The sequence below is a fragment of the Streptomyces sp. NBRC 110035 genome (assembly GCF_000829695.1).
In the GTDB taxonomy this organism is placed as follows: Bacteria; Actinomycetota; Actinomycetes; order Streptomycetales; family Streptomycetaceae; genus Streptomyces.
In genome coordinates this window covers 63604-78118 of record NZ_BBNN01000015.1, presented here as the reverse complement: position 1 = coordinate 78118, position 14515 = coordinate 63604, and the positions used below count along the sequence as shown (strand labels likewise).

Annotated in this window: 10 protein-coding genes and 1 pseudogene; 6 read left to right on the top strand and 5 right to left on the bottom strand. The window is 71.5% G+C overall.

Features of this window, described 5'->3' with window-relative positions; genetic code table 11:
- The first annotated feature begins 122 nt into the window (after nucleotides 1-122).
- Entirely contained in the window at nucleotides 123-1103 is a 981-nt protein-coding gene (locus TU30_RS00440; protein WP_042163092.1) for an NAD(P)H-quinone oxidoreductase, read from the top strand.
- Nucleotides 1104-1167: 64 nt separating this feature from the next.
- Here the strand turns inward: TU30_RS00440 and TU30_RS35885 are convergent, their stop codons facing one another.
- Nucleotides 1168-1428: a hypothetical protein gene (locus tag TU30_RS35885; RefSeq protein ID WP_158719286.1), complete on the bottom strand. Its 261-nt coding sequence runs from the start codon at nucleotides 1426-1428 to the stop codon at nucleotides 1168-1170.
- A 729-nt stretch (nucleotides 1429-2157) separates the two neighbouring features.
- On the opposite strand from TU30_RS35885, the gene TU30_RS00430 reads away from it, so the two are divergent.
- Nucleotides 2158-2700 carry a bacterial proteasome activator family protein gene (locus tag TU30_RS00430; protein ID WP_042163089.1) on the top strand — a complete coding sequence of 181 codons (543 nt, stop codon included), beginning with the start codon at nucleotides 2158-2160 and terminating at the stop codon, nucleotides 2698-2700.
- A 137-nt stretch (nucleotides 2701-2837) separates the two neighbouring features.
- On the opposite strand, the gene TU30_RS00425 is transcribed toward TU30_RS00430, so the two are convergent.
- Complete coding sequence (locus tag TU30_RS00425; protein ID WP_042163087.1) at nucleotides 2838-4508, bottom strand: protein kinase; 1671 nt, start codon at nucleotides 4506-4508, stop codon at nucleotides 2838-2840.
- A gap of 361 nt (nucleotides 4509-4869) precedes the next feature.
- On the opposite strand from TU30_RS00425, the gene TU30_RS00420 reads away from it, so the two are divergent.
- Complete coding sequence (locus TU30_RS00420; protein WP_042163085.1) at nucleotides 4870-6492, top strand: protein kinase; 1623 nt, start codon at nucleotides 4870-4872, stop codon at nucleotides 6490-6492.
- A gap of 131 nt (nucleotides 6493-6623) precedes the next feature.
- Here TU30_RS00420 and TU30_RS00415 read toward each other — a convergent pair whose 3' ends face one another.
- Complete coding sequence (locus tag TU30_RS00415; RefSeq protein ID WP_042163084.1) at nucleotides 6624-7655, bottom strand: phosphotransferase; 1032 nt, start codon at nucleotides 7653-7655, stop codon at nucleotides 6624-6626.
- A 496-nt stretch (nucleotides 7656-8151) separates the two neighbouring features.
- Between TU30_RS00415 and pdhA the strand changes: the two genes are divergently transcribed.
- Genes pdhA through TU30_RS00400 form a run of 3 tightly spaced genes read left to right on the top strand, consistent with a single transcriptional unit; the run spans nucleotide 8152 to nucleotide 12005 of the window.
- On the top strand, nucleotides 8152-9483 hold the full coding sequence (pdhA, locus tag TU30_RS00410) for a pyruvate dehydrogenase (acetyl-transferring) E1 component subunit alpha (RefSeq protein WP_042163083.1): 1332 nt from the start codon (nucleotides 8152-8154) through the stop codon (nucleotides 9481-9483).
- Nucleotide 9484: 1 nt separating this feature from the next.
- Nucleotides 9485-10486 (top strand): alpha-ketoacid dehydrogenase subunit beta, encoded by a 1002-nt coding sequence (locus tag TU30_RS00405; protein ID WP_042163081.1) that lies wholly within the window; start codon nucleotides 9485-9487, stop codon nucleotides 10484-10486.
- A 13-nt stretch (nucleotides 10487-10499) separates the two neighbouring features.
- Nucleotides 10500-12005, top strand: a complete 1506-nt coding sequence (locus TU30_RS00400; protein ID WP_042163079.1) for a dihydrolipoamide acetyltransferase family protein — start codon at nucleotides 10500-10502, stop codon at nucleotides 12003-12005.
- 393 nt (nucleotides 12006-12398) lie between these two features.
- On the opposite strand, the pseudogene TU30_RS00395 reads toward TU30_RS00400, so the two are convergent.
- Nucleotides 12399-13356: pseudogene (locus TU30_RS00395) on the bottom strand (Bro-N domain-containing protein).
- Between the two features lie 204 nt (nucleotides 13357-13560).
- Nucleotides 13561-14460 (bottom strand): D-alanyl-D-alanine carboxypeptidase family protein, encoded by a 900-nt coding sequence (locus TU30_RS00390; RefSeq protein ID WP_042163078.1) that lies wholly within the window; start codon nucleotides 14458-14460, stop codon nucleotides 13561-13563.
- Between the last annotated feature and the right edge of the window lie 55 nt (nucleotides 14461-14515).

Genomic DNA, 14515 nt, shown 5'->3' with positions numbered 1-14515 from the left:
ACGACTGACCCCGCCTCCGCCCATGGACCCAGACCGGTCCTCGGGTCGGTCCTCGGGCTGGCCCTCGGGTCGGTCCTCGCACCTGAGCCGTCCACGGCCCGGCCAGAGGTAGCGTCGTCCTCATGTATGCGATCACGATTCCCGAACCCGGCGGGCCCGAGGCGCTGGTGTGGGAGAAGGTCCCCGACCCCGTTCCCGGCGAGGGCGAGGTGCTGGTCGAGGTGGTGGCCGGCGCCGTCAACCGTGCCGACATCATGCAGCGGCAGGGCTTCTACGACCCCCCGCCCGGCGCCTCCCCCTACCCCGGCCTGGAATGCTCCGGCCGGATCACCGCACTCGGTCCCGGGGTGAGCGGGTGGGCGGTCGGTGACGAGGTCTGCGCGCTGCTCGCGGGCGGTGGCTACGCGGAGCGGGTCGCCGTCCCGGCCGGCCAGCTGCTTCCCGTCCCCGAAGGGCTCGACCTCAGGCAGGCGGCGGCACTCCCCGAGGTCGTCTGCACGGTCTGGTCGAACGTCTTCATGGTGGCCCACCTCCGCCCCGGCGAGACACTGCTCGTGCACGGCGGCTCCAGCGGCATCGGCACCATGGCGATCCAGCTCGCCAAGGCCGTCGGTGCCAAGGTCGCCGTCACGGCCGGTACGAAGGAGAAGCTGGAGCGCTGCGCCGAGCTGGGCGCCGACATCCTGATCAACTACCGCGAGCAGGACTTCGTGGCCGAGGTGAAGCAGGCCACCGACGGCGCCGGCGCGGACGTCGTCCTCGACAACATGGGCGCCAAGTACCTGGACCGCAACGTCAAGGCCCTCGCCGTCAACGGCCGGCTCGCGATCATCGGCCTGCAGGGCGGTGCCAAGGGCGAGCTGAACATCGGCGCCCTCCTGAGCAAGCGCGCCGCCGTCAGCGCGACCTCGCTGCGCGCCCGGCCGCCGGAGGAGAAGACGGCGATCGTCGCGGCCGTACGGGAACACGTCTGGCCGCTGGTCGACGGCGGCCATGTCCGTCCCGTCATCGACCGGGAGATCCCGATGCCGGAAGCGGCCGACGCCCACCGGGTCGTGGAGGCCAGCAGCCACGTCGGCAAGGTGCTGCTGATCGCGCCGTAGGACTTCCTGATGCCTGATGCCTGATGCCTGATGCCTGATGCCGGATGTCCGTGGGTCTCGGGCTTCAGCTCCGCCGCAGCCTGAGACCCACGAACGCCAGCCCCAGCCCGAGCCCCATCAGGACCAGTCCGCTGCCCAGCGGCAGGATGCGCAGCATGGGCCCGGCGGAGCGCCCGGTGCCGGTGGCGGCGTTCGCCGCGGGCTGCCGCGACACCTCGGAGGGCACCGGGGCGGCGGTCTCCCGGGACTGGGCCGCGTCCGGGGCGGGCCCGGTGTCCGCCGCGCCGACCTGGTCCCTGCCCGGCTTCTCGGGGGCGTCGCTCACGCCGTCGCCGCCGGTGGCGCGTCCGCCGTCGCCCGGTCCGTCGTCCCGTCCACCCCAGGGGGCCGCCTCCCCGGCCCCTCGGGGCCCCTCGGGCCTCTCGCCCGGCTCCTCCGGTGCGGGGACCTCCCGCCCCGGCCGCTTCCTTCCTTCCCCGGGCCGGCTGCCGGCCCTGGAGGGCTCGGCGGAGGGCGAGGGCGACGGCTTCGCGGCCGAGGCGGAAGCCGGGCGGAAGGAGGGGGGAACGGAAGAGGGGGCAAAGGAGGCGGAGGAGGTGGGGGAAGACCGCGTGGCCGCGCGGGAGGGCGCGTCGGGCGGCCCGCCCAGCACCTCCCGGTGCCCGCCCACCGCCCCGTCGGCGCCGTACGCCACCGACGTACCGAAGGGCGCCGGGACAGGTCCGTGCGGCAGCATCGCCCCCACTCCCGCTCCCGCCCCGGTCACCGCGCCTGTCATCACCCCGAGCACGACACCCGCTCGCAGGGCGAGCCCCGCCCTCGTCGCCCCCGTTGCACGTAGCCATGAAGTCACGACGGTGACCTCCCGCGCCGGCCGGTGCCCGTTCGCACCGTCGGCAAGATGGGCCTGATGGACCCCCACAGGCTCGCATTCCCGTGTACACCCGGCATTCCGGATTCCCCCACTCAGGGGGCGTCAGGGGTGACCGGGGGAGGGCCCGGGACAGTCAGGGGGCCTCGAAGGTGTGCGGCGGGCGTGCGAGAGAATGGCCGTATGGAGATGCCGAGGAATGAACGGTCGCCGGACAATCCGCAGGTTCTGGTCGTCGGCCAGGACGGGATGGCGCTCGACGGGGGCACCGGGGACGAGGACTCCCGCGAGGTCCCGGTGACGGATCAGGTGGAGCAGCCCGCGAAGGTCATGCGGATCGGCAGCATGATCAAGCAACTGCTGGAGGAGGTGCGCGCAGCTCCTCTGGACGAGGCCAGCCGGGTCCGGCTCAAGGAGATCCACGCCAGCTCGGTGAAGGAGCTGGAGGACGGACTCGCGCCCCAGCTGGTCGAGGAGCTGGAGCGGCTCTCGCTGCCCTTCACGAACGAGGCGACCCCGAGCGACTCCGAACTGAGGATCGCGCAGGCCCAGTTGGTGGGCTGGCTGGAGGGCCTCTTCCACGGCATCCAGACCACGCTCTTCGCCCAGCAGATGGCCGCGCGCGCCCAGTTGGAGCAGATGCGCCGGGCCCTTCCGCCGGGCGTCGGTGACGGCGGCCACGAGGAACCCCCGATGGGCGGCCGCGTGGGCGGCCCCTACCTGTAGCCGGCCGCTCGCCCCCGCCCCGCTGCGACAGGAGCGGAACAACCGGACAGGGGTGGACCGGACAGGAGTGACCGAGAGGGGCCCGGCATCGGAGCCGGGCCCCTCTCGTGTGTCCTTGTGGGCTTGTCCTTGTGGGCTCAGGCGCTCGGCGGGTTGCCCGTGGAGACGTCGAGCTGGATCTTGGGCATGTCCTCGGGGTCGACGTCCGTGCCGGCGGCGGGGAACTGGTTCATGACCGCGCCTTCGCCGTACGTGTTCTCGTCGACGGTGCGCACCTCGAGGTCCCAGCCGGCGGCCTGGAAGCACTCCTTGACCGACTTGATGTACTTGAACTTCAGCTTCGGGACCTGGATCTTGTCCTCGTCGTTGTAGGACTCCCGAGGGTCCGTGCACTCCTCCGGGTCGATCGTCTTGGTCGTGTCGGGTCCGCGGTGGCCGGACACCTGGGAGGCCGACGCCGACACCGACGCGCTGACGCCCGGGTCGCCGCCCTCGGTGTTCTCGTCACCGCCGCCGTTGGCCAGCAGGGCCGCGAGCAGGCCGCCGACGGCGAGGACGGACACGGCGATCGAGCCGATGATCACCGGCTTGTTGTTCCTGCCGCCGCCCGGTCCGCCCGACCCCGAAGCCTGGGGCGTCAGGTTGTACGGCGGCGGCGTCGACGGACCGCCCTGCTGCGCGCCGTACGGGGAGTGAGGTGTCGGGTAGCCACCCTGCGGGGCGCCCTGCTGCGGATAGCCGTACGCCGACGGGGCCGGGGCGCCGTACGGGTTCGGGGTGTGCTGCTGGGGCGGGACCGGCGTGTACGGGGTCTGGACACCGCCCTGGGCCGCCGACGCCGACTGGTCGACGGGCGGGAACACCGCGGAGCCGACGCCCGCGCCGCTCTGCCCGTGCGTGCCGGGGACGATGCTCGGTGGGGCCGCCTGGAAGGACTGGCTCACCCGCAGGCACTCGCCGCGCATGGCCTCGGCGCTGGGGAAGCGCTCGTTCGGGTTCTTCTTCAGCGCGCGGGTGATCAGCGCGTCCACGGCCGGGGGCAGCGCGCGGTTGACCGAGGAGGCGAGCGGAGGCTCCTCCTGTACGTGCGCGTACGCGATGGCCAGTGGCGAGTCGGCGTCGAACGGAAGCCGTCCGGTGACCAGCTGGAAGAGCATGATGCCGACCGAGTACAGGTCGGAGCGGGCGTCGACGCCCCGTCCGAGCGCCTGCTCGGGCGAGAGGTACTGCGGGGTGCCGACGACCATGCCGGTCTGTGTCATCGACGTCACGCCGGACTGCATGGCGCGGGCGATGCCGAAGTCCATCACCTTGACCACGCCGCGCTTGGTCATCATCACGTTGCCCGGCTTGATGTCCCGGTGGACCAGGCCCATCTCGTGGCTGATCTCCAGGGCGGCCAGCACGTCCGCGGTGATCTTCAGCGCCTTGTCGGCGGGCATCGCGCCCTGCTGCCGCACGTCCTCGTCGAGCACGGAGCCGAGCGGGCGGCCCTCGACGTACTCCATGACGATGTACGGCGTCAGCATGCCGTCCACGTCGTCCTCGCCGGTGTCGAAGACCGAGACGATGTTGGTGTGCGTGAGCTTCGCCACGGACTGGGCCTCGCGGCGGAAGCGTTCGCGGAAGGCCTGCTCCCTGCCGAGTTCCGTGTGCAAGGTCTTGATCGCGACCTGACGGTCGAGCACGCTGTCGTACGCGAGGTGGACCGAGGCCATGCCGCCCTGGCCGAGCAGGTCCCGCAGTTGGTAGCGGCCGCCTGCGAGCGCCCGCCCTGCGTTGTGGCCCCGTGCGCCGTCCTGGCTCATGTTCCGCGTCCCCCGTAGCCTCTCCGGCGCTGCCGTCGGCGACCGTTTCCTCGTAGATCCCATGCGCTATTCCCGGCCAAGTCTGCCCGAGGCCACGGACACGTCAAGCGTGGGGCCCGTTCCGTGACCGTACGGGACAGAAGAGTCGCGGAAGCGTTACAGGGGGGGGTGGGAGCCCGGTCCGCCACCTGGCGGACAGAATTTGCATGACGATACGGACTACGGGTTTCATGACCGGTCCGTCTCCTGCCGGTCCTGGCGTCCCGTCCCGGACCGGAGGTCGGCGTGGAGGCTGTAGCGTGGCCGACGGAGACCGTGACAACACCGCGCGCACCGCGGGCAGAAACGACGGCGAGGACTGATGGCACAGCAGCAGCGCGCTCAGGGCCCGTCCGACCCCGAGGCGACTGGCGGCGGCATGTCGGACGCGCCGGACAACTGGGGTAACGGCGGACTTGTGGGCGACGGCCGTTACCGGCTGACGCACAGGCTCGGCCGGGGCGGCATGGCCGAGGTGTTCGCCGCCGAGGACGTGCGCCTCGGGCGTACGGTCGCCGTCAAGCTGCTGCGCGCCGATCTCGCCGAGGACCCGATCTCCAAGGCGCGGTTCACGCGCGAGGCGCAGTCGGTGGCCGGTCTCAACCACCACGCGATCGTCGCCGTGTACGACTCCGGTGAGGACGTCGTGGGCGGTCAGTCCGTGCCGTACATCGTCATGGAGATCGTCGAGGGCCGCACGATCCGCGACCTCCTGCTCAACGCCGAGGCGCCCGGCCCCGAACAGGCGCTGATCATCGTCTCCGGTGTCCTGGAGGCGCTGGCCTACTCGCACGAGCACGGCATCGTGCACCGTGACATCAAGCCCGCCAACGTCATCATCACGCACAACGGCGCCGTGAAGGTGATGGACTTCGGCATCGCCCGCGCGCTGCACGGCGCGTCCACGACGATGACGCAGACCGGCATGGTCATGGGCACCCCGCAGTACCTCTCGCCCGAGCAGGCGCTCGGCAAGGCCGTCGACCACCGGTCCGACCTGTACGCGACCGGCTGCATGCTGTACGAACTCCTGGCCCTGCGGCCCCCGTTCACAGGCGAGACGCCGCTGTCCGTGGTCTACCAGCATGTCCAGGACATCCCCACGCCCCCGTCGGAGGCCTCGGACGGCTGCCCGCCGGAGCTCGACGGGCTGGTCATGCGCTCACTCGCCAAGGAGCCGGACGACCGGTTCCAGACGGCCGAGGAGATGCGCGGACTGGTCCAGTACGGGCTGCAGATGCTCTACGACCAGGGCGGCCACACGGGCACCTGGAACACCGGCCCGGTCGGCATGCACGACGGCCGGCACACCCCGGCGGCGGGTTTCGCGGGCACGGCGGCGATGCCGCACCCGGACGCCTCCGGCACCGCGGCCATCCCGAAGCCGATCCTGCCCAACCGGTACGGCACCGGGGACGACGGAGGATTCGAGGGCGGCGACAACCGGGGCGACGGCCGCGGCAGGCTGTGGATCCTCGCGGCGCTCGCGGTGATCGCCGTCGTCGCGGGTGTCGCGCTGGCGCTGAACGGCGGTGGCGACGGCGAGGGCGACAAGACCCCGACCAAGTCGCCGTCCTCCTCGCAGACCGCGGAGGAGGAGGAGCCCAGCAAGTCGCCGGAGGAGAACGACGAGACCGAGGAGCCGGAGGCGCCGAACACGGACACCGGCACCGGCAGTGGCAGTGGTTCCGGTGGCGGTGGCTACGTTCCGTCGTACGACCCGGTCCCGTCGCCGACGCAGAGTCAGACGGAGCCGGAGGAGCCGACGGACGAACCGACGGACGTCCCGTCGACGCCGGCCGACACCGAGACCGAGGAGCCGCCGGTGACGGGCGGCAGCGAGGGCGGCAGTGAGGGCGGCACGGCCGACGGCGGTACCGAGGGCGGTACGGCCGATGGCGGTACGGAGGGCGGTACGGCCGACGGCGGCATCACCGGCGGCTGACCACAGGTCACGGACCACGGGTCACGGGTCACGGGCCACGGGTCACGGGCGGGCCCTGCACCCGCCGCCCCACCCCGCGCGGAGCACCTCCGCGCGGGGTGACGTCGTGAACGGGCCGCCGGGCGCCCGCCTCACCCGGTGAACGCCGCGCGCACCGCCTCGTACTCCCGGGTCCACCACACCACCAGCGCGGCCGTGGCCGGGAACTGGGGGTCCGCGCGGGTGTCGCCGCGCTCGTAGTGCCAGCGGAGCATCCAGAAGTCGTTGAGGCGCTCCCACCACACCCGGTGCACCGCCGCGGCGAGCTGGGCGGGCGTGGCCCCCGCGCCGCGCCGGTACGCGCGGGCGTAGGACCGTACGCGGGGCAGGTCGAGGGTGCCCGAGGGCCGGACGAAGAAGATCGCCGCGGCGCGTACGGCCTCCTCCACGCGGGGCCGCACACCGAGCCGGTCCCAGTCGACGATCGCCGCCGGCGCGTCCCCCCGGTACAGCACGTTGAACGGGTGGAAGTCGCCGTGCACCCACCCCACCGCGCCCCCGCGCGGAGGACGCCGGTCGGCGTGCCGCTCCAGGAGGGCACGCCGTTCCAGGAGACGGCGGCGGGCGAGGGCGTCGAAGGAGTCGGCGGGGCGGTGCCGGCGGACGCGGCCGAGCAGGTCGTCGACGAGGGTGAGGGTGTCGGCCGGGTCGGCGCTCTCCGCCGGAGCGCCGTGGGTCCGTGCGGGGGCCGGCATCACACGTTCCAGACCCGCGTGCACCGCCCCGAGCAGTGCCCCGAGCCGCGCGCACTGCCCCGGTGTGAGCTGCCCGCCGTGCCGGTGCCGTCCGTCGATCCAGGGGTGCAGGGCGTACGCGTGGCCGCCGACCACGGTGACCGTGCGCCCGTCCCGGGCAGGCAGCGGCGGGGCCACCGGCACGCCCAGTTCGGCCAGGCGCCGGGTGGCCCGGTGCTGGCGGACGATCGCGGCCGGATCGGCGGTCTCGGGGTCGAAGTGGTGCTTGAGGAAGTAGCGGCCGCGGGTCGTCCGCAGACGGTAGCCGCGGTTGAGCAGACCCTCGTCGACGGGCTCGCAGGTCACCGCGGAACCGGCGGAGTACCGGCGCAGCAGGGCGCCCAAAGGGGGTGCGCAAGGAACAGGGGGTGGTACACATAGGCGCGACACGCGCCAGATGCTAGGGCACCGCGCGAGGCCGTGAGCTGGGCGTTGTCACAGGCAGTCATTTACGGTCGCACCATGTGCCCGATCTGCCGTCGGGCGGGAACCGGTCCGGGGGCCGGGCGGCAGCCGGCCGGGGGGCCGGGTGGGTGGTCGGGCGCGGGACACGACCCTTCCCGTGCCCGGGGTCGCCGGGATAACGTGCCGTTGCTCCGGCCTCCTGCAAGGCTGTGACCAGCGCGCCTTTCCCACCTTTCCGATTTACTTGGAAATCCAAGCAAAATCGCAGGTCAGGAAGGGTTTCACAGAAATGTGGCGCACTGGGTAACGTGCTATGTGCAGGTCGCTCGCCGGGGCACCTGTCACACCTGTTCCCGGCCGGGCGGCACCCACCCCGTGCCCGTGGTCGAGAAGAGGTGAGCCTCCCCCAGGCTTCGACGAGCTGGAGGGGGACCCCAGACCTGCCGGCAACCCCGGGGGTCGGACCGACGGAGGAGCACACGTGACCGTGGAGAGCACTGCCGCGCGCACACCGCGACGCAGCGCCGGAAGTGATGCCGGCGCCACCGGCACCAAGCGCACTACCAGCACCACCGGCACCACCGCCAAGAAGGCGGCCCCGGCCAAGAAGGCGGCCCCGGCGAAGAAGGCGACCCCCGCCAGGAAGGCGTCCGCGGCGAAGAAGGCCACCGTCGCCAAGAAGGCCCCGGCGGCCGGGAGGACCGCCGGCGCGAAGCCGCAGGGTGCCGCCGAGCCCGGCCTCGTCCAGTTGCTGACGCCCGAGGGCGAGCGGGTCGGGAACGCCGAGTTCGACCCCTACGTCTCCGGCGTCACCCCGGAGGATCTCCGCGGCCTGTACCGCGACATGGTGCTCACCCGCCGCTTCGACGCCGAGGCCACCGCGCTCCAGCGCCAGGGCGAGCTGGGCCTGTGGGCCTCGCTGCTGGGCCAGGAGGCGGCGCAGATCGGCTCCGGGCGCGCGCTGCGCGACGACGACTACGTCTTCCCGACCTACCGCGAGCACGGCGTCGCCTGGTGCCGCGGGGTGGACCCGACCAACCTGCTCGGCATGTTCCGCGGCGTCAACAACGGTGGCTGGGACCCGAACAGCAACAACTTCCACCTGTACACGATCGTCATCGGCTCCCAGGCGCTGCACGCCACGGGGTACGCGATGGGTGTCGCCAAGGACGGCGCGGACAGCGCGGTGATCGCCTACTTCGGCGACGGCGCCTCCAGCCAGGGCGACGTGGCCGAGGCCTTCACCTTCTCCGCGGTCTACAACGCCCCGGTGGTGTTCTTCTGCCAGAACAACCAGTGGGCGATCTCCGAGCCGACCGAGAAGCAGTCCCGCGTCCCGCTCTACCAGCGTGCGCAGGGCTTCGGCTTCCCGGGCGTCCGGGTGGACGGCAACGACGTGCTGGCGAACCTCGCCGTGACCCGGTGGGCGCTGGAGCGGGCCCGCGCCGGTGAGGGGCCGACGCTGATCGAGGCGTTCACCTACCGCATGGGCGCCCACACCACCTCCGACGACCCCACCCGCTACCGCCACGACGAGGAGCGGGTTTCCTGGGAGGCCAAGGACCCGATCCTGCGCCTTCGCCGCTACCTGGAGTCCGCACACCACGCGGACGAGGGATTTTTTGCGGAACTGGAGACCGAGAGCGAGACGTTGGGCAAACGGGTGCGTGAAGCGGTCCGTGCCATGAAGGATCCCGACCACTTCGCCCTCTTCGAGAACGTGTACGCGGACGGCCACGCCCTCGTCGACGAGGAGCGGGCCGCGTTCGCCGCGTACCAGGCGTCGTTCGCGGACGCGGACGGGGGTAAGTGACATGGCGGAGAAGATGGCTCTGGCCAAGGCGATCAACGAGTCGCTGCGCCGCGCCCTGGAGGAGGACCCCAAGGTCCTCGTCATGGGTGAGGACGTCGGCAAGCTCGGCGGCGTGTTCCGGGTGACGGACGGGCTGCAGAAGGACTTCGGCGAGAGCCGCGTCATCGACACCCCGCTCGCCGAGTCGGGCATCGTCGGCACCGCGATCGGCCTCGCCCTGCGCGGCTACCGCCCGGTGGTCGAGATCCAGTTCGACGGTTTCGTGTTCCCGGCGTACGACCAGATCGTCACGCAGCTCGCGAAGATGCACGCGCGGTCGCTGGGCAAGGTGAAGCTCCCGGTCGTCGTGCGCATTCCCTACGGCGGCGGCATCGGCGCGGTGGAGCACCACTCCGAGTCCCCGGAGTCGCTGTTCGCGCATGTGGCGGGCCTGAAGGTGGTCTCGCCGTCGAACGCGTCGGACGCGTACTGGATGATGCAGCAGGCCATCCGGAGCGACGACCCGGTGATCTTCTTCGAGCCCAAGCGGCGCTACTGGGACAAGGCCGAGGTCACGCTCTCCGACGGCGGCTTCGCCGCGGGCGAGGCGATCGCGGGCCCGCTGCACACCGCGCGCGTGGTCCGCGAGGGCACCGACCTGACGCTGGTGGCGTACGGCCCGATGGTGAAGCTCTGCCAGGAGGTCGCGGACGCGGCCGCCGAGGAGGGCCGCTCCCTGGAGGTGCTGGACCTGCGCTCGGTCTCCCCGCTCGACTTCGACTCGATCCAGGCGTCGGTGGAGAAGACCCGTCGTCTGGTCGTCGTCCACGAGGCACCGGTGTTCTTCGGTTCGGGCGCGGAGATCGCCGCGCGGATCACGGAGCGCTGCTTCTACCACCTGGAGGCCCCGGTCCTGCGGGTGGGCGGATACCACGCCCCGTACCCGCCGGCCCGCCTGGAGGAGTCCTACCTCCCGGACCTGGACCGGGTGCTGGACGCCGTCGACCGCTCGCTGGCGTACTGAGAGGGGGAGAGACATGACGACGACACAGACGCCCGTGCGTGAGTTCAGGATGCCCGACGTGGGCGAGGGACTGACCGAGGCCGAGATCCTCAAGTGGTACGTCCAGCCCGGTGACGCGGTCACCGACGGACAGGTGGTGTGCGAGGTCGAGACGGCGAAGGCGGCCGTGGAGCTTCCCATCCCCTACGACGGGGTGGTCCGCGCGCTGCACTTCCCCGAGGGCACCACGGTGGACGTGGGCACGTCCATCATCGCGGTGGACGTCTCGGGGGGCACCGCCCCGGAGCCCTCCGCCCCGGAGGCCCTCGCCGAGCCGGCCGCCGAAGCCCCGTCCGCCGCTCCCGCCGGGCAGCCGGCGGAAGCCGAACCGGCCACGCCGGCGGGCTCGGGCCGTCAGCCCGTACTGGTCGGCTACGGCGTGGCGACGTCCTCCACGCGTCGCCGCCCCCGCAAGGCCGCCCCGGACCTCCCCGCCCAGCAGGCGGCGGCCACCGCCGTGCAGGCGGAACTGAACGGCCACGCGGTGGCACCCCCCGCACCAGCACCTGAGTCCGCTCCCGCGTCCGCGCCGGTCGCCGGAGGGCAGCGCCCGCTGGCGAAGCCGCCGGTGCGCAAGCTGGCGAAGGACCTCGGCGTCGACCTGGCGGCGGTCACCCCGACCGGCCCGGACGGCGTCATCACCCGTGAGGACGTCCACGCGGCGGTGGCCGCCCCCGGGGCCGGACCCATGGCACCGGAGCCCGGGGCACCCGCCCCGGCGGTCCCCGCCGCCGCTCCCGCCTCCGTGCCGGCTCCGGCCCCGGCGTCGTACGACACGGCGCGCGAGACCCGTGTCCCGGTCAAGGGCGTGCGCAGGGCGACGGCGGCGGCGATGGTCGGCTCGGCGTTCACGGCGCCGCACGTCACGGAGTTCGTGACGGTGGACGTGACGCGGACGATGAAGCTGGTCGAGGAGCTGAAGCAGGACAAGGAGTTCGCGGGTCTGCGGGTGAACCCGCTCCTGCTGATCGCCAAGGCCCTGCTGGTCGCGATCAGGCGAAACCCGGACGTCAACGCCTCCTGGGACGAGGCGGCCCAGGAGATCGTGGTCAAGCACTACGTCAACCTGGGCATCGCGGCGGCCACCCCGCGCGGCCTGATCGTCCCGAACATCAAGGACGCGCACACCAAGACGCTGCCCCAGCTCGCCGAGTCCCTGGGCGAGCTGGTGTCCACGGCCAAGGAGGGCAGGACGTCCCCGGCCGCGATGCAGTCGGGCACCGTGACGATCACCAACGTCGGCGTCTTCGGCGTCGACACGGGCACACCGATCCTCAACCCCGGTGAGTCCGCGATCCTCGCCGTCGGCACGATCAAGCTCCAGCCGTGGGTCCACAAGGGCAAGGTGAAGCCCCGTCAGGTCACGACCCTGGCCCTCAGCTTCGACCACCGCCTGGTCGACGGCGAACTGGGCTCCAAGGTCCTGGCCGACGTGGCGGCCGTCCTGGAACAGCCGAAACGCCTGATCACCTGGGCGTGACCCGTACGCACCGGCGGCCCCCACCTGGTGGGTGGGGGCCGCCGGTGCGTACGGGGCACAGGGCGGTACCGCCCACCACGAGGATCTTGACGGCAACGGTGTCGCCGTCCCGCGCGCAGTCGCCCGAGCCCTTCGAAGGCCGTCCGTTCCCGGACGATCGTGTGGCTCACGGGGCTTCCGCCCCCTGACGAGGGCCGTGGTCACGGCCCGGGTGATCGTGTGACCGTCCATGGCGCGGGGGTGCGGGGACACGGCCGTGTCGGTGAGGTCGAGCGGTCCTGGAGCAGCCGAAGCGGTCGATGTCCTGGGCGTGAGGGCCAGGAACCGAGTAGGTTCGTCACAGGAGGGGCGCCGCAAGTTGGAGTTGCGACGCCCCTCCTGCTGCGCCCGGGCTCAGACCTGATGGAGCACGTACACCGGAGCGCCGTTCTCGGACCCGCCCCGCGAGCGAATGCAGGCGTGCTTGCGCAGCAGCCGGAGGCATTCGTTGACACGGCGCACGGAAATCCCGGTACGGGCGGCGATCGACTCCAGTGGCTCGCGCAGTTCCCCCTTCTCGACGAGCACCGGGGCGATTACCACGGCCACCGCCCACACGTCCTCGGTCACGGGACAGCCGCTGCCGCCAGTCGGCCAGCACCGACTCGGTGGTGGGCAGCGCGGTGAGGTGGCCATGGGATGTCCGACGTTCGAGGACGAGGGTGTCGAACCGGTCCGCGATACGTTCCATCGCCCGGACCATGGCCTGCTGCACGGCGAGGGTTGCCTGTTGCGTGGCCAGCATCTCCCTGTGCAACGCGATCGATTCGCGCTGCCCGCCGACCAGCTCCTCGTCCAGCCGGAGGTTGTGCGCTTCCAGCCGGACGATGGCCTCGGCGACCTGTTCCGGCATGGCGTAGGCGATGGGGGCACCCGGTTCGGCAGGCTGCACCTCGGCCTCCGTCAAGGTGTAGTGACCTTCCCGCTGCACGGTCTCGATCACCTCGGCCGCCCACTGCTTGAAGGGTGCGCAGGCCGGTTTGGTGCAGGCGTTGACGAGGAGGATGAGACCTCTCAGAGAAATGATGTTCAGGTCTCGACGCCACTGCCTACCTGCGGGAATGCTGAGACCGTAAGCTCCGGTTACGGTCTCGAGAATCTCTCGGTGCTCGTCGGGGACGTGATCAGCGAGCGCCTGCCGGGAGTTGGTGTGTCCCAGTTCCTTGCAGACGTCCACCGCCGGGAACCAGTGGCTTCCGTCCGGCATGGTCAGCCTCCGTACCCGGGCGCCGGTAGCCGCGTACACGAAGTCGCTGACGTCGATCGCCTCGTACTGCTCGGCAGGGTTCTGCCGTTTGCTCGGTTCGTTCACGTGAACCACCTCCGTCGCGGAACGTAGAGCGGGGTGGAGGGCATATGCCAGCTGGTTCGAGGAGGTTCACGACTGCGGGCGAAGATGATCGAAACCGCTGTACCGGCCGGTGGGAGTGTGTATGGCGGACGGCGGCGTGCGGCAGGGAAAAGGGGCCCACCGGGATCGGTGAGCCCCGTGACGGCCCGCGTACCGCCGAGGGGATCAGATCCTGCCGAAGCCGTAGTCCATGATCTTCTTGGCGTCCGTCTCGCGCTGCGTGGACCCCGTCGAGGCCAGGACCGTGCCGATGACGGTCCTGCCGTTGCGCGTCGCGGCGAAGACCAGGCAGTACTTGGCCTCCGGGCCCGAGCCGGTCTTCACGCCGGTCGTGCCGCTGTACCCGCTGAGCAGCCCGTTGGTGTTGGTCCACGGCGCCATCGTGCGGGTGCTGCCCGTCTTCGTGACGGTCTTCGCCGTGTACTTCTTCGTCTTGACGATCGCGCGGAACGTGGAGCTCTTCATCGCGCTGCTCGCGATCTTCGTCAGATCGCGCGGCGTGGAGTAGTTCTTGCCCTTGCCGATGCCGTCGAACGAGTCGAAGTTGGTGTTCTTCAGGCCCAGTTCCTTCGCGTCGGCGTTCATCTTGCCGATGAAGGACTTCACGCGCGCGGCCCGCGTCGAGCCGGTGCCGAACTTGTCGGCCAGCGCGTACGCCGCGTCGCAGCCGGACGGCAGCATCAGCCCGTACAGCAGCTGGCGCACGGTGACCTTGTCGCCGACGATCAGCCGTGCGGACGACGCGTTGTTCGCCACGATGTAGTCGCTGTAGGCCATCTGGATCGTGACCTTGGAGTTCAGGTTCAGGTTCTTCTGCGCGAGCACGACCTTCGCGGTCATGATCTTCGTCGTGGAACCGGTCGAACGCCGGGTGTCCGCGGCCTTGGTGTAGAGGGACTTGCCGTTCGCGTTGTTCATCACGAAGCCGCCCTTGGCGGCGATCGTGGGCGCGGCGGCGGCCTGCGCGGGCGCCGCGTGGAGGGCGCCGGAGGCCAGCACGGCGCCGGTGGTCACGGCGACGCCGACGGCTCTGCGGACCCGGATGCCTTGAATACCGATGTTCAAGTGAGGTACCCCGATTGCGTTGAATGTCCCGTTGCTGCGGTCGACTTGAGGAGCG

Coding starts and splice junctions, on each gene's coding strand:
- TU30_RS00400 (WP_042163079.1), top strand. CDS start 10,500: ATGACGACGACACAGACGCCCGTGCGTGAGTTCAGGATGCCCGACGTG.
- TU30_RS00405 (WP_042163081.1), top strand. CDS start 9,485: ATGGCGGAGAAGATGGCTCTGGCCAAGGCGATCAACGAGTCGCTGCGC.
- TU30_RS00420 (WP_042163085.1), top strand. CDS start 4,870: ATGGCACAGCAGCAGCGCGCTCAGGGCCCGTCCGACCCCGAGGCGACT.
- TU30_RS00430 (WP_042163089.1), top strand. CDS start 2,158: ATGGAGATGCCGAGGAATGAACGGTCGCCGGACAATCCGCAGGTTCTG.
- TU30_RS00440 (WP_042163092.1), top strand. CDS start 123: ATGTATGCGATCACGATTCCCGAACCCGGCGGGCCCGAGGCGCTGGTG.
- TU30_RS00425 (WP_042163087.1), bottom strand. CDS start 4,508: ATGAGCCAGGACGGCGCACGGGGCCACAACGCAGGGCGGGCGCTCGCA.